The organism is Mycolicibacterium vulneris (genome assembly GCF_002104765.1).
Taxonomy (GTDB): domain Bacteria; phylum Actinomycetota; class Actinomycetes; order Mycobacteriales; family Mycobacteriaceae; genus Mycobacterium; species Mycobacterium vulneris.
The window spans coordinates 269,058-290,732 of the sequence record NZ_NCXM01000002.1 but is presented as its reverse complement, the minus strand read 5'-3'; the positions used below and the strand labels follow the sequence as shown (position 1 = coordinate 290,732).

20 protein-coding genes and 1 pseudogene are annotated in these 21,675 nt (G+C 63.7%); 13 read left to right on the top strand and 8 right to left on the bottom strand.

Annotated features, from left to right (window positions below):
* Nucleotides 1–114: 114 nt before the first annotated feature.
* Nucleotides 115–1,347, bottom strand: coding sequence for a fatty acid desaturase family protein (locus B8W69_RS03250; protein ID WP_085288539.1), 1,233 nt, complete (start codon nucleotides 1,345–1,347; stop codon nucleotides 115–117).
* 434 nt (nucleotides 1,348–1,781) lie between these two features.
* Between B8W69_RS03250 and B8W69_RS03245 the strand changes: the two genes are divergently transcribed.
* The 3 genes and pseudogenes from B8W69_RS03245 to B8W69_RS32170 all read left to right on the top strand — a co-directional run.
* Entirely contained in the window at nucleotides 1,782–3,338 is a 1,557-nt protein-coding gene (locus B8W69_RS03245; protein ID WP_085288538.1) for a succinic semialdehyde dehydrogenase, read from the top strand.
* Nucleotides 3,339–3,446: 108 nt separating this feature from the next.
* On the top strand, nucleotides 3,447–4,025 hold the full coding sequence (locus B8W69_RS03240) for a Crp/Fnr family transcriptional regulator (protein WP_085288537.1): 579 nt from the start codon (nucleotides 3,447–3,449) through the stop codon (nucleotides 4,023–4,025).
* A gap of 75 nt (nucleotides 4,026–4,100) precedes the next feature.
* Nucleotides 4,101–4,202 (top strand): annotated as a pseudogene (locus B8W69_RS32170) (DUF4383 domain-containing protein); the annotation flags it as partial.
* On the opposite strand, the gene B8W69_RS03235 reads toward B8W69_RS32170, so the two are convergent.
* The gene (locus B8W69_RS03235) at nucleotides 4,180–4,404 is read right to left on the bottom strand and encodes a hypothetical protein (protein WP_245843083.1); all 225 of its coding nucleotides are present in this window, start codon (nucleotides 4,402–4,404) and stop codon (nucleotides 4,180–4,182) included. The pseudogene B8W69_RS32170 and the gene B8W69_RS03235 sit on opposite strands and share 23 nt — an antisense overlap.
* Before the next feature lie 219 nt (nucleotides 4,405–4,623).
* On the opposite strand from B8W69_RS03235, the gene B8W69_RS31770 reads away from it, so the two are divergent.
* Complete coding sequence (locus tag B8W69_RS31770; protein ID WP_281255197.1) at nucleotides 4,624–4,758, top strand: hypothetical protein; 135 nt, start codon at nucleotides 4,624–4,626, stop codon at nucleotides 4,756–4,758.
* Between the two features lie 67 nt (nucleotides 4,759–4,825).
* A complete protein-coding gene (locus tag B8W69_RS03230) occupies nucleotides 4,826–5,497 on the top strand; it encodes a DUF2510 domain-containing protein (RefSeq protein WP_085288536.1) in 672 nt (223 codons plus the stop codon).
* Between the two features lie 10 nt (nucleotides 5,498–5,507).
* Here the strand turns inward: B8W69_RS03230 and B8W69_RS31035 are convergent, their stop codons facing one another.
* The 3 genes from B8W69_RS31035 to B8W69_RS30475 all read right to left on the bottom strand — a co-directional run bounded on the left by B8W69_RS31035 (nucleotide 5,508) and on the right by B8W69_RS30475 (nucleotide 7,122).
* Nucleotides 5,508–5,684 (bottom strand): hypothetical protein, encoded by a 177-nt coding sequence (locus tag B8W69_RS31035; RefSeq protein WP_220084540.1) that lies wholly within the window; start codon nucleotides 5,682–5,684, stop codon nucleotides 5,508–5,510.
* A gap of 221 nt (nucleotides 5,685–5,905) precedes the next feature.
* A complete protein-coding gene (locus B8W69_RS03220) occupies nucleotides 5,906–6,646 on the bottom strand; it encodes a TetR/AcrR family transcriptional regulator (protein WP_165762537.1) in 741 nt (246 codons plus the stop codon).
* 335 nt (nucleotides 6,647–6,981) lie between these two features.
* Nucleotides 6,982–7,122 (bottom strand): hypothetical protein, encoded by a 141-nt coding sequence (locus tag B8W69_RS30475; RefSeq protein ID WP_165762536.1) that lies wholly within the window; start codon nucleotides 7,120–7,122, stop codon nucleotides 6,982–6,984.
* Nucleotides 7,123–7,541: 419 nt separating this feature from the next.
* Between B8W69_RS30475 and B8W69_RS03215 the strand changes: the two genes are divergently transcribed.
* The 3 genes from B8W69_RS03215 (at nucleotide 7,542) to B8W69_RS03205 (ending at nucleotide 13,300) form a co-directional block, all read left to right on the top strand.
* Nucleotides 7,542–9,095: a UbiD family decarboxylase gene (locus tag B8W69_RS03215; protein ID WP_085288534.1), complete on the top strand. Its 1,554-nt coding sequence runs from the start codon at nucleotides 7,542–7,544 to the stop codon at nucleotides 9,093–9,095.
* A gap of 77 nt (nucleotides 9,096–9,172) precedes the next feature.
* Entirely contained in the window at nucleotides 9,173–9,847 is a 675-nt protein-coding gene (locus B8W69_RS03210) for a UbiX family flavin prenyltransferase (RefSeq protein WP_110881819.1), read from the top strand.
* A gap of 369 nt (nucleotides 9,848–10,216) precedes the next feature.
* On the top strand, nucleotides 10,217–13,300 hold the full coding sequence (locus tag B8W69_RS03205; RefSeq protein WP_085288532.1) for an MMPL/RND family transporter: 3,084 nt from the start codon (nucleotides 10,217–10,219) through the stop codon (nucleotides 13,298–13,300).
* 3 nt (nucleotides 13,301–13,303) lie between these two features.
* Here B8W69_RS03205 and B8W69_RS03200 read toward each other — a convergent pair whose 3' ends face one another.
* Nucleotides 13,304–13,678, bottom strand: coding sequence for a limonene-1,2-epoxide hydrolase family protein (locus tag B8W69_RS03200; RefSeq protein ID WP_085288531.1), 375 nt, complete (start codon nucleotides 13,676–13,678; stop codon nucleotides 13,304–13,306).
* Between the two features lie 274 nt (nucleotides 13,679–13,952).
* Between B8W69_RS03200 and B8W69_RS03195 the strand changes: the two genes are divergently transcribed.
* The 3 genes from B8W69_RS03195 to B8W69_RS30470 all read left to right on the top strand — a co-directional run bounded on the left by B8W69_RS03195 (nucleotide 13,953) and on the right by B8W69_RS30470 (nucleotide 17,835).
* A complete protein-coding gene (locus tag B8W69_RS03195) occupies nucleotides 13,953–15,086 on the top strand; it encodes a cytochrome P450 (RefSeq protein WP_245843069.1) in 1,134 nt (377 codons plus the stop codon).
* 255 nt (nucleotides 15,087–15,341) lie between these two features.
* Complete coding sequence (locus tag B8W69_RS03190) at nucleotides 15,342–16,775, top strand: NAD-dependent succinate-semialdehyde dehydrogenase (protein ID WP_085288581.1); 1,434 nt, start codon at nucleotides 15,342–15,344, stop codon at nucleotides 16,773–16,775.
* A 448-nt stretch (nucleotides 16,776–17,223) separates the two neighbouring features.
* The gene (locus tag B8W69_RS30470) at nucleotides 17,224–17,835 is read left to right on the top strand and encodes a TetR/AcrR family transcriptional regulator (protein WP_245843081.1); all 612 of its coding nucleotides are present in this window, start codon (nucleotides 17,224–17,226) and stop codon (nucleotides 17,833–17,835) included.
* Here the strand turns inward: B8W69_RS30470 and B8W69_RS03180 are convergent.
* Both B8W69_RS03180 and B8W69_RS31195 read right to left on the bottom strand, forming a co-directional pair.
* Nucleotides 17,803–18,987 (bottom strand): thiolase family protein, encoded by a 1,185-nt coding sequence (locus B8W69_RS03180; protein ID WP_245843067.1) that lies wholly within the window; start codon nucleotides 18,985–18,987, stop codon nucleotides 17,803–17,805. The two genes, B8W69_RS30470 and B8W69_RS03180, sit on opposite strands and share 33 nt — an antisense overlap.
* The gene (locus B8W69_RS31195; protein WP_245843065.1) at nucleotides 18,984–19,391 is read right to left on the bottom strand and encodes a Zn-ribbon domain-containing OB-fold protein; all 408 of its coding nucleotides are present in this window, start codon (nucleotides 19,389–19,391) and stop codon (nucleotides 18,984–18,986) included. The genes B8W69_RS03180 and B8W69_RS31195 overlap by 4 nt, the downstream gene beginning before the upstream one ends.
* Before the next feature lie 210 nt (nucleotides 19,392–19,601).
* Here B8W69_RS31195 and B8W69_RS03175 point away from each other — a divergent pair, with 210 nt between their 5' ends.
* Nucleotides 19,602–20,834 (top strand): cytochrome P450, encoded by a 1,233-nt coding sequence (locus tag B8W69_RS03175; RefSeq protein ID WP_085288529.1) that lies wholly within the window; start codon nucleotides 19,602–19,604, stop codon nucleotides 20,832–20,834.
* Between the two features lie 8 nt (nucleotides 20,835–20,842).
* A complete protein-coding gene (locus B8W69_RS03170; protein WP_085288528.1) occupies nucleotides 20,843–21,559 on the top strand; it encodes an enoyl-CoA hydratase/isomerase family protein in 717 nt (238 codons plus the stop codon).
* The last annotated feature ends 116 nt before the right edge of the window (nucleotides 21,560–21,675 follow it).

Here is a 21,675-nt window from a genome sequence, read left to right as displayed (position 1 = left end):
CGTCGTCTGGACCTGCGCACAATGGGAGACGCCTACCCGTTTGCCCCGGTGTCTGACCCACCGTTGAGCGCAGGCATCGGAGGCAGCAGAGTGGGCTGCAGCGTGATTCGGCGCCTAGGCCGAGCGTCTCCAGAGCTCCCGGCGGTCACCGCGGTCCAGTATCGCGGTCGCCAATCCGCGTCGCTCCATGTCGTGTTCCCCGCTCGGCGATCGCTTGGCGGCGTTGCGGAACCTGCGCTCGGACGCCGTCTCGGGTGCATCGTGGGAGGTGGCGGAGAGAAGCCAGTCGGGTAGCGCCAACTTGCAGATCGTGCGCACGGTGAGCAGGTATTGGCGAAGCAACGAACCGGTCGTGTAGGGCAGGTCGTAGGTGGCGCACACCTCGCGTACCCGTACCGCGATCTCGCGGTAGCGATTACTCGGCAGATCGGGAAAGAGGTGGTGCTCGATTTGGTAGCAGAGATTTCCCGTCATGAACCCCAGTACCGGTCCGGCCTCGATGTTCGCGGTACCCAGCATTTGACGCAGGTACCACTCGGCCTTCGTCTCGTCCTCCAGTACCGATTCGGTGAACTTCTCCGCCCCGTCCACCAGGTGACCGCAGACGATCACGATGTAGGCCCAGACGTTGCGCAGGCCGTTGGCCACCACGTTGGCCGCGAGTGTGCGCCACCACCGCCGGCGGCTCAGCGCCGGGAAAAGGAGATAGTCCTTGCCCGCCTGGCGAGCCATCTTGCGAAGCATCGCCGTCTTGTGGGCGGATTTGGCGGCGTCCGTGGCTTCGAATTCTTGGACTGCGATCAAGCCATGTATCGCGACGCCCCACTCGAAGGCCAGCGCCAGCAGCACCGCATACAACGGCTGCAGCAAGGCGCCGGGCTGCCACTCCTGGTCTCGGCTGACACGCATGATGCGGAATCCGAGGTCGTCGTCCACGTCGACGATGTTCGCGAAGACGTGGTGTCGGTAGTTGTGGGAGTGCTGCCACTGCGATGTGAGACCGGCGATGTCCCACTCCCAGGTATTGGAATGGATTTCGGGGTCGTTCATCCAATCCCATTGACCGTGACTGATGTTGTGGCCCAGTTCCATGTTCTCGATCGTCTTGGCGGCGGCCAGAGCGGCGGTCCCGACGGCCCAACCGCACCTGCCCTTGCTCATGCCGATGGCGAGCCTGGCCGCAACCTCGAGGCATCGGTGAAAAGCGATGGCGCGCTTGATGTATGCGCGATCCTTGGCGCCGCGTGAGGCCTCGACATCGGAGCGAATCGCATCCAGCGCGGCCGCGAAGGCCCCAAGTTCCGTCTCGCTGAGATGGGCGTATTCAGCGATGTCGGTGATGGCCATCGACGTTCAACCCCCTTGACGCGCGGTGAGCGGCGGTTGCGCGACACGCAGCCAGACACGGTTTGCAAGCCGCAGCATTCTTGGTTACGTCCGATCTATCGTCGTTTCCGCGCACACGCACCAGCGCGACATCAGCCAAGAGGGAGAACCTCAACCGGCACAGCAGACCCGCGGCACCGAATCACAATCGATACCTTCGAGCGCGGCCGCAACCGTATCACTCACCTCCGACCTGAGTGACGCGACGGACCGGCCGCCTTGCGTCGAGCGACGATGCTACATGTCCTGCCAGATTTCTCAACCGGGGTACGAACCTCCCGGTCCCGGACCAGTGCCGCACGTTGCAGACGCCTGGCTCCGACTGAATACGGCCGCCTCGTCCGGAGCCGAAGCCCATAGGCTGGTGTTTTGGACACCGTTCGAGAGGTAACGACATGCCCGTACCGTCAGCCGAGGTCTTCGACCGTTTGCGTCAGCTCGCCGCGATCAAAGACATCACCGGACGCCAGACGAAGACGATCGACGAGGTCTTCACGGGCAGGCCGCTGACCACGATCCCGGTGGGCACGGCCGAAGACGTCGAAGCCGCGTTCGCCGAAGCGCGCACGGCCCAGGCCGCCTGGGCGAACCGCCCGGTCACCGAGCGCGTCGCCGTCATCGCCCGTTATCGCGACCTCGTCGTGCAGAACCGCGAATTTCTGATGGATCTCCTGCAGGCCGAGGCCGGTAAGGCCCGCTGGGCGGCGCAGGAGGAAATCATCGACCTGATGGCGAACGCGAACTACTACGCAGGCGTTGCCGCGGACCTGCTCAAACCCCACACGGTGCCCGCCCTGCTTCCCGGGATCGGCAAGACCACGGTCGCTTACCAGCCCAAGGGCGTGGTCGGGGTGATTTCGCCGTGGAACTACCCCATGACGCTGACCGTGTCCGACTCGGTGCCGGCGCTGCTGGCGGGTAACGCGGTGGTGCTCAAGCCGGACAGCCAGACCCCGTACTGTGCGCTCGCGTGCGCCGAGCTGCTTTATGAGGCCGGGCTGCCGCGGGCGCTCTACGCGATCGTGCCCGGGCCGGGCTCGGTGGTCGGCACCGCGATCATCGACAGCTGCGACTACTTGATGTTCACCGGTTCGACCGCCACCGGCAGGCAGCTCGCCGAACACGCGGGTCGACGGCTGATCGGTTTCTCGGCCGAACTCGGGGGCAAGAACGCGATGATCGTCACGCGGGGGGCCAACCTGGACAAGGCCGCCAAGGCGGCCACCCGCGCGTGCTTCTCAAACGCGGGCCAGCTATGCATCTCCATCGAGCGGATCTACGTAGAGAAGGACATCGCCGACGATTTCATCGGCAAGTTCGGTGCTGCGGTGCGAAACATGAAGCTGGGCACCGCATATGACTTCTCGATCGACATGGGCAGCCTGATCTCAGCGGGCCAGCTCGACACCGTGACGGACCACGTCGACGACGCGAAAGCCAAGGGCGCCAAGGTGATTGCGGGCGGCAAGACCCGGCCCGACGTCGGCCCGCTGTTCTACGAGCCGACGGTGCTGACCGACGTCACGCAGGAGATGGAGTGCGCGGCGAACGAGACGTTCGGGCCGGTCGTCTCGATCTATCCCGTCGCCGACGTGGAGGAGGCCGTCGAGAAGGCCAATGACACCGAGTACGGACTCAACGCCAGCGTGTGGGCCGGTTCCTCGGCCGAGGGCGAGCGGGTCGCCGCACGGTTGCGGTCGGGAACGGTGAACGTCAACGAGGGTTACGCATTCGCGTGGGGCAGCCTCAGCGCCCCGATGGGCGGGATGGGCCAGTCCGGCGTCGGGCGCCGGCACGGTCCCGAGGGTCTGCTGAAGTACACCGAATCGCAGACGATCGCGACCGCGCGCGTGTTCAATCTCGATCCGCCCCTTGGCATTCCGGGGAAACTGTGGCAGAAGTCGCTGTTACCCATCGTGCGGACGGTATCGAAGCTTCCCGGTCGGAAGTGAGTCTCGTCTGCGGCCCGGCGGTTTACGTCGCAGCGTTATGCCGTTCGTAGCGTAAATCCGCGTTACGCTTCTCGATGTCAGCGGCACATCGCACGTCAGGAGCCCGCTATGAAGGCCGACGCGAAGCAATATGAGGAAGACGCTCGGCGGCTACGCGGGTATGCCACATTCGGTGACTTCTCGGATGCTCAACTACAGCGTCTCGCCCGAGTGGCTCATCGCACTGCGACAACGGCGGCATTGCCGCTGATTCATGAGCAGACCCCGTCGGACTCCTGCTACATCCTGCTCAGCGGGGAGGTGGGCGTGTACATCGGGCGGGATCGCGTCGCCGCGCTGGGACCGGGCGAGGTGATCGGCGAATCGGCGCTCCACCGTGGCAGACTGCGTTCCGCGACCGTAACGACGATGGGGCCGGCCGAGTTATTACGGATAGAACGCGACGACCTCGACGCGTTGCTGAACGAGATACCGGCACTTCGCGAACTCATCGACGCGTCTGTCGCGCGACACGTGCCCGTAGACCTGCCGCCGAAGCCAAAGCCGCCGTTCTCCAGGTTGGGCGCCTCGGTCCGCACCGAGTTGGTCGAGCGGTTCGAGCAGGCCGCTGTCAGCGCCGGTGTGGACGTCGCGACCGCGCTCGAAGACGCGCTTACTCGCTGGATCGAACGGGACGGCACAGCGTAGCCGCTGCTTGCGTTGACCCCGATCTACTACCGGGCGTAGTATTCGGACATCTCGCCACGCACAAGGGGGTGCAATGTGAGGTGGACCTTCGCCCAGGTCGGGCTGGTGATCATCTGCGTTTTTCATGTCGTTCAGGCGGTGATCGGGTTCATCCTCAATCCCAGCTTCGCGACCGGGCAACTTTCCCAACAACACGGTTGACGGCCACCCGGGCCGCGCCCTGGCGCCGCAACAGGCTGACGTTCTTCTCGCGCGCTTGCCTCAGCCTGCTCTGCAAGTCCTTCAGCGACTTCTCGTCCATGCGGGTGAGAGCCTCGGGATGACTCTCACCGATCAACGAGCTTTCCTGCGGGGTCAGGTTCACATGGTGGGTGCTCACGCCTAGATTCATATCCCGCACCGGACGAGTCGACGCGTCTAACGCCGATCTGTCACGCCGGGGCCATCTCGCGTTCACATCTCCGGCGCGTCGCGGGTGCGGCGCCGTCACAGACGTCCAGAGCCTAGGCTTGGCGGAGCGGCTTACTCGAAGTTTGCGTCCTCCGGGTCTCCACATTGCACGCTGCGGGTAGTCCGTCGGTCGACGAAGGAGGTTGCGATGGCCAAGCAATCAGAGAGGGACGACGACGAGCCCAAGGGCGGCCGCCCCGGTCCGGTGGATCACGGGCGCGAAGGCGGGATGGCGACCCGTGAGAACGCGCCGGAACTCACCGAGCCGGACCGCGAGGACTGAATGGTGCGTCTCGATCGGCCGCCGGGGTGGGTAGCCCGGATCTGTCTGGCACGACCAAAATGGATAGATGCCGTCTGAACAGGCGCCGCCCCCGCCGCAATCGGCGCCGGGCTGGTACCCCGACCCCGCCGTAGGCCACGGGCTGCAGCGGTACTTCGACGGCACCAGCTGGACCAGCGAATGGGCGTTCTCCGCGGAGCCGCCGAAGAAGGGCCTCTCCGGGAAGGCGGTCCTGGCCCTGGCGGCCCTGTGCGTCCTCGTCCTCCTGATCCTTGTGGGCAAAAGCTGGATCTTCGACCCGAAGAACGCCGGCCACTCGAGCCCATCGAGCAGTTCGGTCGCGGCGGGCCCGACGGAGGCGGCGCCGTCGACACCGGCCGGTCCCAAGAAACCGGAGGGCGTCGCGTTCACCACCGCCCCGGGCCCGAACGGCGACGTGGTCAACGCCCGATTCGCCATTCGTGACAACTACACCGAGCAGCTGATCAAAGACGGCGCCCGGCTGGACACCATCGACATCCTGAAGTACGCGAAGGCGACCTATCCGGACGCGTCCGCGGTGAACGTGCAAGGCACCTTCCCGATGACCGACCCGTACGGCAACACATCGACTCAGGTGGCGATCGACCTCACGTATTCGTGGGCGACGCTGAACAAGATCAACTTCGATGGCATCAGCAAAGCCAGCATCTGGGAGATTCGCGACTCCGGCAATGTTCTTCCGGCCTTCGAGTCTTAGCCCGGTCTACTTACGTCGGTGGGGTGCGGGCGTCCTCGTAGCGGACGGACGCCACCATGGCCAGGGCGAGCAGGATCAGCAACGGCACGAACACCAGTGGGTACGCGGCGACTGCGGCCATGGCGATGAGCGAGCCCGGCACCATCAACGCCAACGCGGCCGTCGGATGCTTCTCGCTCAGACTCACGATCCTCGCGGGCACCGCGAATGCTAGCGCGGCCTGCTGATATCGATCCGGCCAATCTCGGTCGTACGAGCAGCGGGTCTCTAAGCCGCAACCCGTGCAGTTGCGCCAATAGGAGTAGCGGGTTTTGAGGCCACAACGCATGCAGGTGTGAGTGGTCATCCGGCCCATGCTCTCATCGCGTCGAGCGGCCATTGCGAGGTAGGCCGACCCCGAATGATCAACTACCGCTTTGCCCTCTTCGTTCGTGTCGGCGGGGTAGCGGTGTCGGCAGCGCCGGGGCTGAGGACGCCCGGGATGACAAAGTTGCGCAACGTCGCGCGCCTGTCCAAGCGGGCATCGTGCTGCCCCTCGGCGAGGTGATCCATCAGCAGCATTTGCGCAACCCGCACCAGCCAGTCGGCGACCGCGTCGGGATCGAGTTGCTCGCGCAGCTCGCCGTTTGCCTTCGCCGCATCGACGTAAGGTCGCAGCGTCTGTCGGATCCGATCCCGGAAGGCTGTGGATGCCGCCGCGGCCACTGTCATGGTGAGGCTTTCCGCCGAGAACAGCACACGCAGCCACCGTGATTTCTCCACTGCAGCGATCGCACCATCGAGAGCGTCAAGCAGCCGGTTGGCGAATGGCCGGTTGCCATTCAGCGTCTGCTCCGCCCCCTCGATCACGCTGGCCGACTCACGCAGCAACACGAACGCCAGCACGTCGTCGCGCGACCCGAAGTAGCGATACACCGTCGTCCGGTGCACTGAGGCTTCCTTGGCGATGTCGTCGACCGTAGTGCGGCTGACGCCGTGCCGCTCATAGCACGCCTCAGCCGCATCGAGCAGGCGACTGCGGGCCTGGTCGTCATCGATCGGGGGGCGATCGCCCCAAGTCCCGGAGCGGGCCGCTTTTTCAGTGACCCGGAGTCGACTAGGTGTCACTATTTGACCTCGGCTTGCGCGGCGCCGGGCAGGCAGGTCCACAGCCGCCGCTGCGCACATCGATTCGCATCTCGCTACGGATCTCCCTTCGAGGCAGTAACGCGCACAACAACAACGTAGCGAACAACGCCTTGCATCCGAAGTCTGATGGCGCGACTCTGTAAGTTCTGATTCCCGACGCCATTCCACCGCTGCCTGACCTAGTGCACGCTCGGGCACCCGCCGCTGCGTTGACCGGGATTGCTTCTTGTCAGGACGACACCGGCCGAAAAGAGGGACTAACGCGCTTCGCCACCTTGCCGGCAGGCGAGGGATTACGGGAGCTACAGCCGCAGCGCGTCTGGGTACCGTTTCTTGCCGGGCGTGTGGTGGGAAATTCACAGCGCGGCGTCGCCCTCCGCAGCGATCACCGACGACGGTCGTGGGCGGTCCTCGGACCACAACACAAGCACCGAGGCGATGGTGCGCGGATGCCGGGCGGCCTGCTTCAGCCGGCGCCTTGATCCTGGTGGGCGCACCACGACCAACGTACCGGGTTGGTCATCGCACCAATGGTGGTCTGTGATCGAAAGCCATTCTCCAGCAGGGCGATTCACGGCTACCGCTACGACCCCACGGGAAGATCAGTGTGTAGCAAGCCTGCGGCCGGAGCACGAGCGCTGAGGCAGCTGCCGACACAGCCTGATAATTACTGAACACGGCTCGGGATACGGGCGCGACCGGAGCGCTGAGCGCGGCAGTCGCGCGTCGGCGCGTCACCCAATCCGAGCGGTCGTCATCGCAGGGCGAATAAAGACTCTCAATTTCAACCCACCGGGCGCACGCGTTAACGACGTGAAATTGTCACAGTGATTCAGGGCTTTGTTCCGCAAGTGCGGTAAGACGCAGCACGACCGGCACCTCGCCAGCGCCCCGAGGACGGCAACGAGGAAACGCCATGACATTGATGCAAATTGCCCCCTATCCCGCGCGGCCTGTCGACCCTAAGGCGCATATCGGTCGCCACTTCAACAGCTTCCGCGATTACGTCGAAGCGCTCAAGGACATCGGCGAAATCCAAGAGATCGACCAAGCCGTCGACTGGAACCTGGAGATGGGCGCAATCATTCGTCACTCCACCGAGACGAAGGCTGCCGCTCCGTTGTTCAACAATGTGATCGGAGCCGACCCGGGTTTGCGTGCGATGGGCGCGCCCGCGGCGACGAGCCGCCAACCCGGCCTCTACTTGGCACGTTTGGCCATGATGATGGGTCACGACCCACACGCCACCGGTCTCGAACTCGTCGAAGCCTACGTTGAGGCGAAGTCACGCCCTGTACTGGCGCCGATTCTGGTATCGAGGGACAAGGCGCCATGCAAGCAGAACGTCATGCTCGGTGAGCACGTCGACCTCACCCGGTTTCCGGTCCCCTATATTCACGACGGTGACGGCGGCCGCTACATCCAAACGGCCGGCGTTAATATCGTGCGCTCACCGGATGGCACATGGACAAACTGGTCGGTGAACCGCTCCATGCTGGTGGATAACAACCACCTCACCGGCCTCGTGATACCCGAGCAACACATCGGCATCGTGCACGGCATGTGGAAGCAAGAGGGTAAGCCGACACCATGGGCCCTGGCGCTCGGCGCGCCTCCGGCGGCGATGCTCGCCGCCGGCGCACCGATGCCCGCCTATGTCAACGAGCACGACTTCGTCAGCCAACTTACCGGCGCCCCGGTCGAACTCGTCAAATGCGAAACGGTCGACCTCGAGGTGCCGGCCACGGCCGAGATCGTGTTAGAGGGCTTCATCTCCGACACAGAGACCGCGATGGAAGGCCCACTCGGCGAATACGGCGGGTACACGATGGGCGAGCCGGAGCCGTGGCCGCTGTTCACGGTGACCGCCGTGACCTACCGCAACCGCGCGATACTGCCGGTGATCGCGCCCGGTCGGCCCGTGGAGGACGTGCACACGATATGGGGTTTGGGAATCTCGGCCGAGAGCCTGGATTTGTGCCGCAAGGCCCAGTTGCCCGTCACCGCGTGCTGGACTCCGCTGGACTCGGCGACGCACTGGATGGTGGTCACTGTCCCGGACAGCTGGCACGACGATACCGGCCTGTCCGTCGAGGATTTTTTGCACCGCGTCGGGCAGACGATCTTCGCGTCACACACGGGTTGGCAATTCCCCAAGATTCTGGTCATGGGCGACGACATTGACCCCACCGACCTTGCCCAGGTCGTGTGGGCGTTTGCGACCCGGTGCCATCCGGGTTCGGGCGAAATCTTGTTCTCGAAGACCAAACTCGGCTTCTGGGTCGCCTACCTTGACTCGTCGGAGAAATACACCGGCCGGGGCGGGCAGGCACTCTACAACTGTCTAATGCACCCCCAGGCGATTGGACGGCCCCTGCCCGAGGTCGCCTCGTTCACCACGGCTTACCCCAAGGCGTTGCAACAAAAGGTCCTCGCAAACTGGCAAAACTACGGCTACCCGCCGGAGTAACCACGTCGCTCGCCTAACCCGTGTCCGGCGCTAGCCGTGATCCGATTATCGGCGTTTCCGTCGGTGAGGAGTCAAAGATGTTGGCACGTACCGATTTAACGGATCCTCCTGCGGCGCAAAGTGCTCAGCAGGATTGCACGGCTGCCGGCAAGATGAAACGCCTCATCGTCGGGATCTCCGGTGCCACCGGCATCATCTACGGTATCCGACTTTTAGACCAGTTGCATGCCGCAGGGGTTGAAACCCACCTGGTCACCAGCCGAGCCGGCGAAATAACCAGGTCATACGAGACCCACTACACGGCAGCAGAACTGCGGGCGAAGGCCGACGTGAGCTACCCCATCGGTGATGTGGGCGCGGCCATTGCCAGCGGGTCGTTCCGGACGCAGGGAATGATCATCGCGCCATGCTCGATGCGCACACTGGCCGAAATCGCCACTGGCGTTACCACCACCCTGTTAACGCGGGCGGCCGACGTTTGCCTCAAAGAGCGCCGACGCGTCGTCCTACTTGTGCGTGAAGCTCCGCTCACCACCATTCATCTGCGGAACATGCTCGCGGCAACCGAGGGCGGAGCCATCGTTTTTCCGCCAGTACCTGCATTTTACGACCGGCCGGCGACCGTCGACGACATCGTCAACCACACCATCGGGCGGGTACTGGACATGTTCGACCTTGATTCCGGCCTTATCCATCGCTGGGGCGAACCGACCCATGAGAAGTTGGCCCACCGAAACGGCAAGCGCGTCTAGATCACAGCAGTCCCGCACCATGCGTTCGACCCGTGATCCTGTGCCGCGGTGACCGTAAACTCGCCAGCCGCATCCTTGTTCAACTCTTAACGGCGTTCGACTACGCGTGAGGCTCGCGGACACGCCACATTGGACCCGCAACTGGGACCGTTTGGTATTGCGGTGCCGCACCTGTGGCCCCGGATGGCTCATCGCTCGGCCAACGCCGATCCTCGATACAACAGACAATGCCAACTGTTGTATGTTGTCCAGGCGCGCTGAAGTAGGCAGCGGCGCGGGACCGTTGACACTGCTGCAGGGGGTTGCGTGGCCGCTAACGATTTGGGGCCGGCCCGGGCCCGTGTTTTGTCTGGCACACGGCGAACGGCGATGACGCAATCCAGCGACGCCGACCACTACAGCGCCCTCCTGGCCGGCGTGGCCCGGTTCGCCGTGACGCACAAGGCAATCGTCGTCGGTGTGTGGCTGGGCCTGGCGGTTGTCCTGGCGTTGGCGTTCCCCCAGTTGGAAACCGTCGTCCGGCAGCAGTCCGTGGACCCGGTTCCGCGGAACATCCCGTCCTTGCAGGCGCTGGATCGAATGTCGAAGGCGTTCGGCGAAGAGGGGTCGACCACGACGGTGGTCGTCGCCATGGAGAATCCGGACGGGCTGACCCCGCAAGTGCGACAGCGTTATTCGGTGATGGTCGACAAACTTCGCGCTGATACCAACCGAGTGAAGCTGGTGCGGGACCTGCTGGCCGACCCGGCGACCGCGGAACATGCGACAAGCCGTGACGGCAAAGCTTGGTACTTGCCGGTCGGGATCGCAGGGACCCTGGGCAGCCCCCGGGCGGCCGAATCGGTGCAGTCGGTTCGCCAGGTCGCCGCCAACGCCTTCAGCGGCACCGGGACCGTCACCAAAGTAACCGGTCCGGCCGCGACGATGAGCGATCAGATCGTGGCCGCCGACCATGACTTGTTGCTCATCTCGGTGGCCACCGTGGCCCTGATCGCCGCGATCCTGCTGCTCGTTTATCGCTCGGCGTTCACCGCGCTGCTTCCGTTGCTAGTTATCGGCCTGAGTTTGGCGGTCGGGCGCGGGATACTGGCGGCACTCGGTGAGGCGGGCGTGCCAGTCTCCCAGTTCACGATCGCATTCATGACCGTCATTCTTCTCGGTGCCGGCACCGATTACTCGGTCTTCCTGATCAGCCGCTATCACGAGCAACGACGACAGGGTGTCGCGACGGACCAAGCTGTCGTCCACGCCACCGCAACGATCGGGCGCGTGATCCTCGCGTCAGCGGCGACCGTCGCATTGGCCTTGCTATCAATGACATTCGCTACATTGAACATTTTTGCGACGTCGGGACCAGCGTGCGCCATTGCGGTGCTAGTCGGATTTGTTGCCACGGTGACGTTGCTGCCGCCGGTGTTGGTAGTGGCCGCCAGACGTGGCATCGGTGAACCTCGCGCGGATCGGACACGTGATTATTGGAACCGCATCGCCGTGACGGTGGTCCGCAAGCCGGTGCCGTTGTTGGTGATCAGTCTGGTGGTTCTGCTGACGCTGGCCGCAGTTTGCCTCACGATGCGAATAAGTTACGACGACCGCAAAGCGCAGCCCGCCGACACCGCCAGCAACCAGGGCTACCGCTTGCTGGACAGGCACTTCCCCAAGGACACGACGATGACGGACTTTCTGCTCGTGGAGTCGCCGAAGGATATGCGAACCGGCACAGGACTCGCCGATCTCGAGGAGCTGGCCTCCCGCGTCTCTCAGATAGCTGGGGTGACGAAGGTCGTCGGCGTGACCCGGCCAACCGGTCAACGCCTGCAACAGGCTGAATTAGCTTGGCAGAATGGCCAAATCGGTGACAAGCTCGGTGGTGCGGCCACCGATGGTGAAGGCCACAAAGATCAACTCAAGCAGCTGACCGACGGTGCGGATCAGTTGGCCGACGGACTGACCAAGCTCGATACGGGCGTGCGAATGGCTTTGGGCCCGATGACGGGTTTGTTGGATCGGATGCAAGGATCAGGAGGGCAGGTCGACGGCTACCGGGCGGCGCTGAAGCAGCTGAATGCGATGGCACCCAACATTGATCGGGCTCTTGCGGACCGCGCCAGCTTGCGACCGTTGGCCCTGCGGGCGTCCGACGCGATCGCTGCGATCGAACCCCTGGCCGCAACGCTCGACGGCGCACCCTGGTGCGCGGGTACGCCGGAGTGCATGACGTTACGCGAACACCTCGCGACCTTAGTTGCGCTGCGTGGCGGCGGCTTCTTCGATCAGATCGCCGGGCTTGGTGATGAGTTGACCGCCAAGACGGGCGAGTTATCGGTCGAACCAACGATATCGGAGATACAGGAGGCGGCGGACACCCTTGGCCGAAGCTTCAACGGCGCCGCGGGCAGAAATGCCGGTCTTCCGGCCGAGATTCGGCTGCTGCAGAGCGGAATCGGACGGCTCGCCTCGGGTGCCCGGGCGCTTGCGGTGGGAGTTCACACACTGGCCGACAGCAACATCGCGCTGCTGGGCGGTATGAGTCAGATCGCCGCACAACTACGGGAATCGGCCCGTGCCACCCAAGGATCGGATGCGGCCGCTGGTTTCTATCTGCCACCGAACGCGCTGCAGGACAAGCGACTCGGTGAGGTCGCTCGCCAATTCGTGTCACCGGACGGCAAGACCGTCCGGTTCGCCATCGAGTCGTACTACGATCCCTATACGGCCGAGGCGATGGCGCTCGTGCACAAGATCACCGACGTGGCGGTGGCTGCGACGCCCAACACGTCGCTGGCCGGCGCCACGGTTTCGATGGTCGGATTTCCGGCGGTCAATGCCGATATTCAACATCTGATGGTCGGCGACTTCGTCAAGCTCGCGATCGCAACGTTGGTCATCGTGGGGCTGATACTGGTTGCGCTTCTTCGAGCGGTTCTCGCGCCTCTCTACCTGCTCGCCACCGTGGTGCTCAACTACGCCGCCGCAATGGGCACGGGAGTATTGGTATTCCGTTACGGCCTGCACCATGACATCACCTGGCCAGTGCCGTTGTTGTCGTTCATCATCTTGGTCGCAGTGGGCGCCGACTACAACATGCTCCTGATCTCGCGACTTCGCGAAGAGTCGGCCAACAATATCCGGGTGGGGGTACTGCGGACCGTTGCCAGCACCGGCTCGGTCATCACCTCGGCCGGCTTGATCTTTGCGGCGAGCATGTTCGGTTTAATGGTCGGTTCCATCGCAACGATGGTGCAGATGGGTTTCATCATCGGATGTGGGCTGCTGCTGGACACTTTCGTTGTCCGGACGTTAATGGTGCCCGCCATCGCCACGTTGCTCCGCGAGGCGAGTTGGTGGCCAGGCTACGCTCGGCAGACGCCGCCGCGAGGGACAACCGATCGACGGAAGCCTATCTGGTTTGGATTGCACCGCTTTCGCCCGGCGAGAAGAAGCTCCGCCTGAGTATCAGCTGAAGGCCCTGGTGATCGCGCCCATGTCGAAGTAATCGCGCCATGCCGCGATCCGTTCGTCCCGGATCTCGAAGATTCCCGCGACCGGAAGGTGTATTTCACCGCCGTCCTTGCGTAGCAACACATCAGTGCGTTCATTCATCACCAGCTGACCATCGCTGAGCTGCCTATGAATTCGGAAGTCGATGCCGTCGAGTGCGGCGGTGAACCCCTCGATGAACTCCTTGATCGCAGGGCGTCCATATAGCGCCTGCATCGGAATGTTGTGGTATACCGCATCTTCGGTGAAATAGCCGGCCAGTGTCTCAGCGTCGGGGGTTGCCCAGAGGCCGCAGAACTCGGTGACAAGTTCGTCAGGTGAGAATGTCATGGCTTGCATGAAACCGGTTGAGGTAACACAAATCAAGCCCCCGCGGATTATCCGATGATTGTCACGCGAAGTGCCACCCGACGAACAGACGGGTCATGGTCGCCCGCCGGCCTGGCCGCTGCGACGGTACAGTACTAGAGCATAGCTATCTTCGACGTGCTACATATTGCGTTGAATGTTGCGGCGCCTGTATGGTGGGCTCATGTCGGCGGCGCAAACCTTGGACATCGACAACGTCGATTTCGCGTTTGATGATCAACCCGACCTACACGACGTGCTGGCGCGGCTGCGGGAATGCAGGCCCTATGCCATCGTCCGGTTCGCCGGAGTACCCGCCGTTTTGTTGTTGACCGACGAGCTGGTCCGGGCCGCCTTTAGAGACGAGGCCACGTTTCCCGCTGCACCCATGTATGCGATGACCACCGAACCCGTGTTCGGCAGAACGGTTTTAAGCATGTCGGGCACCGAACACCGAGCCAACCGCGCGATGGTGTCCGCTCCGCTGCGGCGTAATCGTGTCCAGCAGTACGTGCAGCCGGTGATCGAACCTGTCATCAATGAGTTGATCGACCGGTTTATCGACCGAGGAAGGGCCGACCTGGTCGCAGAGTTCACCCATCGATATTCACTGCTGATCATCAGCCGCCTGCTCGGCATTCCCGTCGATGACGAGGCCAAGGTTCATCGCTGGGCGCAGGCGATGATCCACTACCCGTTCGATCCCGGCTGGGCGACCCGGTCGGCTCAGGAGTTCACCGAATATGTGGCTCCGTTGCTCGCCGAGCGCCGGCGCGAACCGAGCGATGACATGATCTCGATGCTGGTCACAGCCAGCGCAGAGGACGGGCAAACCCTTACCGACGAAGAGATTCACACTTTCTTGAGGATGCTGTTCCCGCTGGGAGCCGACACCACAATGCTCGCCCTGGGCAATACGTTGTCCGCGCTACTCAACCATCCCGAGCAACTCGACCTTCTGCGCTCCGATCTCGAAAAGTATGTGCAACCGGCGGTGTGGGAAGGACTGCGCTGGGATCCCGCGGTCGGCATGCTCCCCCGAGCATGCCCGGAGGCGACCACGTGGCATGGGATCGAGATCCCTGCACTGACACCAATGATTTTCGCTATCAATGCCGCGCATCGCGATCCGGCTGTCTACGATCGGCCCGACGAATTTGACATCACCCGCAACGTGATGCCGACGGTGTCCTTCGGGCAGGGTCCGCACAGCTGTATCGGGAACTGGCTGGCCAATACGGAACTCGTCGCCGCACTGATGTTGCTGGTGCGGCGTTTGCCTGACCTTGCCCTGGATCCCGCGCAGGCCCATACGTCAACGATTACAAGCCAAGTCGGTACCACGCTGCGTGGACCCAATGCTCTGCACGTCACCTTCACGTCGCCGTGACCAACCCGACATAGGTGAAAAGTCGTGTGCCGAGCCGCCCTCGGCCGTGGTGCTGACGGGACGAATGCGCACCGCGAAATAGGTATGACCGGGTCCAAGATTCGCGCATACCGGATTGCCAGACTTCGAAGACGTCGGCTGCCATGCAGGGAGCATGGCGAATTGGGTGTTGAAGGTGCGATCAAGTCCCCCGCGTCGGGAACGCGGGGCCAGTCGTACGAGCTGAAACGCCGCCCGCAAGTGCTGGAGGAGACCATGGACTCACATTCGGTCAAAATCGAACACCGTTCACCCATTGCCACCGTGAACCCGGCCAACGGAGAGTTGGTGCGCGAGTTCAACCCGATGAGTAACGAACAGGTCGACCACGCGGTCTACGACGCCCACCAGGCCTTCCTGTCCTGGCGCGAGCGTCCCATCAGCGAACGGGCGGCCGCGCTCACCCGCGCCGCCGACCTGATGCTGGAACGTATCGACGAGCTCGGCGGCCTGGTGACTTTGGAAATGGGCAAGCTTCGTCACGAAGCGCACGGCGAGGTGAAACTGAGCGCCGAGATCCTTCGCTACTATGCAGAAAACGCGGCGAAGCTACTTGCGCCCGAAAGGCTCAACGTGGACGCGGGCAGCGCGGAGCTACGCTACGAGCCACTGGGCGTACTGCTCGGCGTCATGCCGTGGAATTTCCCGATATACCAAGCTGCCCGCTTCGCGGCGCCCAACATCGCCGCCGGCAACACCATCGTGCTGAAACACGCGAGCCAGTGTCCGCAATGCTCGATCGCCATCGAAAAACTGCTGACCGATGCGGGCCTGCCGCGCGGCGTTTACGTGAACCTGCTCGTGCCCAGTCGCACGGTGGAAAGGGTCATCTCGAACACCCTGGTGCGCGGAGTCTCGCTGACCGGGAGCGACGCCGCCGGCCAGTCGGTCGCCGAGAGTGCGGGACACGAGGTGAAGAAGAGCGTGCTCGAACTCGGCGGCAGCGATCCGTTCATCGTGCTCGACGATGAGGACTTCGAGCGCACGCTGGACTTCGCGGTGACCGCCCGCGTCGCGAACTGCGGCCAGAGTTGCGTTGCCGCGAAGCGATTCATCGTCCTCGGCGATCTCTACGACCGCTTCCTGCAGGCTATGCGGGAACGAATGGTCGCGCTGAGACCGGGAGACCCGACCGACGAGGCCACCACCCTTGCCCCACTCAGCTCCGAGCAGGCCGCGCAACACCTGATCGATCAGATTCAACAGGCAGTCGCCAGCGGCGCCACCCTGGTGCTCGGCGGTAACCGCATCGACCGCCCCGGCGCCTACGTCCAGCCGACCATCCTGACCGATATCACACCGGACAATCCGGCCTTTCGTGCGGAATTGTTTGGTCCGGCGGCACAGGTGTACCGGGTCGAAACCGAAGCTGAGGCCATCGAACTCGCGAACGCTACACCCTTCGCACTCGGTGGTTCGGTGTGGAGCGAGGACGAGCAGCGGGCTCGGAACCTGGCCGCACGGTTGGAGACCGGCATGGTGTGGATCAACTACCCCACCAGCTCAGAACCGCAGTTGCCCTTCGGAGGTATCAAGCGCTCCGGTTACGGGCGTGAACTCGGTCCGCTGGGCATCAAGGAATTCGTCAACGCGAAGCTGGTGCGGGTGGTCGAGCGCGGTGCCCAGCCGACAGTCGGATTCTTCGGCTAGGGGCGTCAGCCAACGCTTAATGACAGCGCGTCCAGCGCGAGTCGGGTCTCCCCGGTCGCGGCGGGGTGGCGGCGGCCCCGGTGCTTTCTCATGCCGACCATCGGAAACCCAGGTTGTAATTGGAGGCCGCCAGTTCGCGCGCTTGTGCCTAACTCAGCCCGCCCTCAGAACCTTGTTCCAGTTCAACCTTCGATATAACCGTTTTGCCGCTTGGCGGCGGAACAGTCGCGACCGAGGCTTTCCAGCAATAGGACAGCAGCGCCACCGTCCCGTCGGATGCGGTTCGAACTGTCGGCGATTGAGGGATGATACTAGTCCGAGACCGCCACGATGGACGGCGCGCGAACAGGTCCGAGGAGGAAGCGCGGTGAGCAGGTCACCGGCACGAGAGTCCGATAAGGCGGGACGGCCGCGGCACTTTGACGATGACACCGAACGTCGCCTGGTGATGGACGCCGCGGTGCGCGTGATGGCGCGCAACGGCTTCGCCGACATGTCCGTCGCTGACATCTTGGCCGAGGCCGAACTGTCGACGACCAGTTTTTACCGCCACTTTCAATCCAAGCATGCGTTGCTGGCCGCGATCATTCGGCGCGATGGCGAGTCGGCGCGGCGAGCATTGGAGCGCGCGATTGCAGCGGCTCCTGGACCTGTGGCGGCGCTCGAGGCGTGGCTCGATGGACTGCTGGACCAATTCTTCGAACCTATGAAGGCCTCGCGCACAGCTCTTTTCACGACGCCAGAGGTTCACAGCGCCTATCAGGTGAGCGAGATCATGGAGATGCGCTGGTTGCTTTCCCAGCCACTGGTCAAGGTGTTGCGCGCCGGCCACCGCGCCGGTGTCTTGCACTCACCCAAGCCGGAGCCAGACGCCGTGAGCATGTTCGCCGTGGTCAGCAGCGCCGCAACCTCCCCCCACGGGCACCGCGGTAGCCGCAAAGCGGCACGGGCACAAGCGCTACGATTCATCTGGCCCGCCTTGAGCGTCACCGAACCTGCGGCCAGCCCTGGCAGCCGGAGTCGGCGGTCACGCAAGCCGCGTCAGCAGCACACAGCCTGAAATCGGTCCGCCACCGTTGGACACCACCGCCACCTCCGGTCCCCCGGCGACCTGTCGTGCCCCGGCCTCCCCGCGCAGCTGCAGCACCGCCTCATGCAGGTAACCGTAGCCGTGCAGTCGGCCGCCCGAGAGCTGGCCGCCGTTGGTGTTCAACGGAATTTCGCCATCGAGCGCGATGCGCGTGCCGTCCTCGATGAACGGGCCGCTCTCCCCGTGACCGCAGAACCCCAGGGCCTCCAGCCATGACATCGTCAACCAGCTGAATCCGTCGTAAAGCTGCGCGACGTCGACATCGGCGGGACGCAAATCGGTGCGCGACCACATGTGCTCAGCGGAAGTTCGCGCCGGCATGGTGGTCAAGTCTTCCCACTGCTCCCACGAGGGTCGTCCCCGTAGCGCGGTCCCCGCAGCGTCGACGCGCGCAACCGGGTGGTCTACGGCCGACGCATGCTCGACAACAGACACCACAAGCGCGGTGGACCCGTCGACGGGAACATCGCAGTCATACAGCCGAAACGGGGACGACACCATCCTCGAGGCCAGGTAATCCTCGAGGGTCAAAGGATCGCGGAACACCGCCTTTGGATTGCGTGCGGCGTTGCGGCGCCCGTTCAAGGCGATCTGCGCCATCTGCTCGTGAGTCGTTCCGAACTCGTGGAAATGCCGCTGCGCATAGAGCGCCAGCCAATTCGCCGCCGAATACGCGCGGAACGGGATCAGCCACTGCTGCGGGCCGCCCACTTCGCTGCCGCCGACGCCGATACCCGGGCGACGCCCGCTGCCCTGGGCCGTCGACTCCGTCACGGTGCGATACACCAGAACATGACGGGCCAGTCCCATCGACACCGCCATCACCGCGCTGACGAGCGCCTGCACCTGCCCGGGGCCCTCGGCGGCGCCGCTGTGCCAGTTGAGCGACAACCGCAGCGCGTCCTGCACCTCGGGTGAGCCGGGACCGGAGAACCCGCGGAAACCGTTGACGCGTCCCGGATAGGTGGCCAGCCCGTCGATATCGGCGACGGTCAGCCGGGCGTCCGCAATTGCCTCAAGCGCGGCGTCGATGGTCAGGTCCAGCCCGTCGCGCCCCAGCCGCCGACCCACCTGCGATTGCCCGATGCCCGAAATGACGGCTCGGCGTTCGGCTGCGGTCATGATGCCGCCGGGCGAAATAGCGGAAGGTACACGGGTGCGTGATCCTCGAAGACCACCTCCACCGGCATGCCGATGCGGACGTCATCGGCGGTGACGTCAACGAGATTGGTCAGCAACCGAAGACCGGGCTGCTCATCCATCGCGACCACGCCGATGATGTAAACCTCGCCGACGCCGTCCCAGGGCTGATGATTCACGGTGTAGGAGTACAGCTTTCCCCGGCCCGCGACGACCTCCGGTGCGGCACGGCGGCCGCCGCACCGCGGGCAGTACGGCGCGGGCGGATGAATGAAATACGAACACGCCGAACAGCGCAGGAAGCGCAACCGACCATCCGCACCAGACGTCCAGAAGAACGCGCCGGGGTCGTCTATGGACGGCAGCACGCGGGGCGTCCGGGGCATGGTCTCGTCCTGTCGGCGTTGACTGTGCACTTGTGCAAGAGCAACTATAAAAATACCATTTGTAAATACGGGGTCGCGGCTCGATGGCTGAATGTGGTGGCGCGACCGGTGCGGTTGGCGATAAAGGGCTGTGTCAACGCTGGTCACTTCAGGCCACTACAAACGGTCGCTTGGGCACTGCCCAGCGGCACCGGACGATAAGGAAGCTCAATGACGCAAGAACAGGACTTGTCGGGGCTGGGCCTACTCGCGGCTCCGGAGCTGACCCGGCATCCTCAGCCGACATACAAGATGTTGCGCGATTCCGCTCCGGTCATGCGCGTGGACGGCATCGGGGTGCTAGTCAGCACATGGGAGCTTGTGGACGAGGTGTTACACAACCCTGCGCTGTACTCCTCGGCGCTGGCTTCCGGAATCCTGAAGAACCACCGGCCGCTCATCCCCCTTCAGATCGATCCGCCAGAGCACGGAAAGTTTCGCAAAATCCTGGACCCGCTGTTCGCACCGCGACGGATGAAAGCCCTCGAGACGTCGATCGCGACACTGGTCAACCAACTCATCGACGGGTTCATCGGCCGAGACGAGATCGACTTCGCCAAGGAGTTCTCCGTCCCATTCCCCACCCAGGTCTTTCTGACCATGCTGGGCCTGCCGCTCGACGAGCTACCCGCGTTGCTGACGATGAAAGACGGCATCATCCGGCCGCAAGAGTTGGTCGGCAAGCCACTCGGGCATCCCGACACCGACGCTTATCAGGCAGCCACTGCCCAGTCGATCTATGCGTACTTCACTGCCGCGATCGAGCAGCGCAAGCGCGAGCGCCGTGACGACATGTTGAGCTGGTTCCTTGAGGCCGAGGTCGACGACGACCGGCTTACCAGTGACGAAATCCTCGACATCTGCTTCCTGTTTCTCATCGCTGGGCTGGACACCGTATCGGCGTCGCTGGATTGCTTTTTCAGCTACCTCGCAGACCATCCAGACGTTCGCGCTGCGATCGCCGGCGACCATGCGAAAATTCCCTTCATCGTCGAGGAACTACTGCGTTGGGAAACACCCGTCATGGTGGTCGTACGTGCAGCGAAGCACGACACGGAACTTGGTGGATGCCCCATACATGCCGGCGAACAGGTGCTGGTCATGCTCGGCTCGGCCAACACCGACGAAAAAACCATCAGTGATGCGGAATCCGTCCAACTCGACCGGAAGGCCAACCGGCACTTCAGTTTCGGCGGCGGAGTGCACCGCTGCCTGGGCTCACACCTCGCTCGGGTCGAACTGCAAACCGCCCTGCGCGTCTGGCATGAACGTATCCCCGAATACCACACCAAACCCGGTATCGAACTAGACTTCACGCCTGGCGTTCGCGCCGTGCAGAGCTTCCCGATGATCCTGCGGACCCAAGTGCATGATGGTGAACTTGCCGCATCGACCGGCGTCTAGGCCTGCCGATGGTTGACATGCTTCACGAGCGGCGCGACGGCGCTGTGGCGTGGCTGACATTCGACCGACCCGAGCGCCTCAACGCATTCACGGGCACCGGGTATCACGAGCTCGGAGTCGCGCTGCAGCGTCTCGCCCACGATGACCGGGCACGAGCGGTGGTGCTGACCGGAAGTGGACGAGCTTTTTCTGCCGGCGCCGACCGATCACTCCTTGACGCCGCGGCGCCAGACACCGTGCGACAGCATGCCGGTGACGAATTTCTGCGACTTCTCGACGTTCTCGGCAGATTCGAAAAACCCTTGCTCGCCGCCGTCAACGGGGTCGCGGTTGGGTTCGGCTGCACACTGCTGCTGTACTGCGACCTCGTGCTCATCGCGGAAACCGCCCGGCTGAGGTTTCCGTTCACCGCGTTGGGCATCGTGCCGGAGGCGGGCAGCTCAGCGCTTCTACCCACGAGAATGCGGTGGGCGGATGCAATGTGGGCGATGCTCTCCAGCGAATGGATCGACGCAGCGGCCGCCTTCGAAACTGGCCTGGCCTGGCGCGTGGTTCCGGATGCCGAACTCCTCGAGCAGGCCTCGTCCGCGGCCGCATTGATCAGCACGCACGATGTGAACTCCGTGGCGGCTACCAAACGACTCATGACCAGCGGGCGGCGCGATGCGGCGCTCGACGCGGTCAAGCGTGAACTCATGGAGATGCAAGCACTCCGACGTCCTTGATGAAGCGTGGGGCGGCAAACAAGAATCTACGGTGCGCGACGAGGACAGCAATGCGCTGCAGCGCATTTCGTGAGCCTTGTTTGAAGTATGGCCTCCTTGCACGGTGGTCAGATGCG

Bases quoted from the DNA above. Each gene is read 5' to 3' on its own strand.
- B8W69_RS31195 (WP_245843065.1), bottom strand. From the start codon at position 19,391: ATGCCCCGGACGCCCCGCGTGCTGCCGTCCATAGACGACCCCGGCGCG.
- B8W69_RS03190 (WP_085288581.1), top strand. From the start codon at position 15,342: ATGGACTCACATTCGGTCAAAATCGAACACCGTTCACCCATTGCCACC.
- B8W69_RS03245 (WP_085288538.1), top strand. From the start codon at position 1,782: ATGCCCGTACCGTCAGCCGAGGTCTTCGACCGTTTGCGTCAGCTCGCC.
- B8W69_RS03180 (WP_245843067.1), bottom strand. From the start codon at position 18,987: ATGACCGCAGCCGAACGCCGAGCCGTCATTTCGGGCATCGGGCAATCG.
- B8W69_RS03215 (WP_085288534.1), top strand. From the start codon at position 7,542: ATGACATTGATGCAAATTGCCCCCTATCCCGCGCGGCCTGTCGACCCT.
- B8W69_RS31770 (WP_281255197.1), top strand. From the start codon at position 4,624: ATGGCCAAGCAATCAGAGAGGGACGACGACGAGCCCAAGGGCGGCCGC.
- B8W69_RS03170 (WP_085288528.1), top strand. From the start codon at position 20,843: ATGGTTGACATGCTTCACGAGCGGCGCGACGGCGCTGTGGCGTGGCTG.
- B8W69_RS03205 (WP_085288532.1), top strand. From the start codon at position 10,217: ATGACGCAATCCAGCGACGCCGACCACTACAGCGCCCTCCTGGCCGGC.
- B8W69_RS03210 (WP_110881819.1), top strand. From the start codon at position 9,173: ATGTTGGCACGTACCGATTTAACGGATCCTCCTGCGGCGCAAAGTGCT.
- B8W69_RS03230 (WP_085288536.1), top strand. From the start codon at position 4,826: ATGCCGTCTGAACAGGCGCCGCCCCCGCCGCAATCGGCGCCGGGCTGG.
- B8W69_RS30470 (WP_245843081.1), top strand. From the start codon at position 17,224: ATGGACGCCGCGGTGCGCGTGATGGCGCGCAACGGCTTCGCCGACATG.
- B8W69_RS03250 (WP_085288539.1), bottom strand. From the start codon at position 1,347: ATGGCCATCACCGACATCGCTGAATACGCCCATCTCAGCGAGACGGAA.
- B8W69_RS03200 (WP_085288531.1), bottom strand. From the start codon at position 13,678: ATGACATTCTCACCTGACGAACTTGTCACCGAGTTCTGCGGCCTCTGG.
- B8W69_RS03240 (WP_085288537.1), top strand. From the start codon at position 3,447: ATGAAGGCCGACGCGAAGCAATATGAGGAAGACGCTCGGCGGCTACGC.
- B8W69_RS03175 (WP_085288529.1), top strand. From the start codon at position 19,602: ATGACGCAAGAACAGGACTTGTCGGGGCTGGGCCTACTCGCGGCTCCG.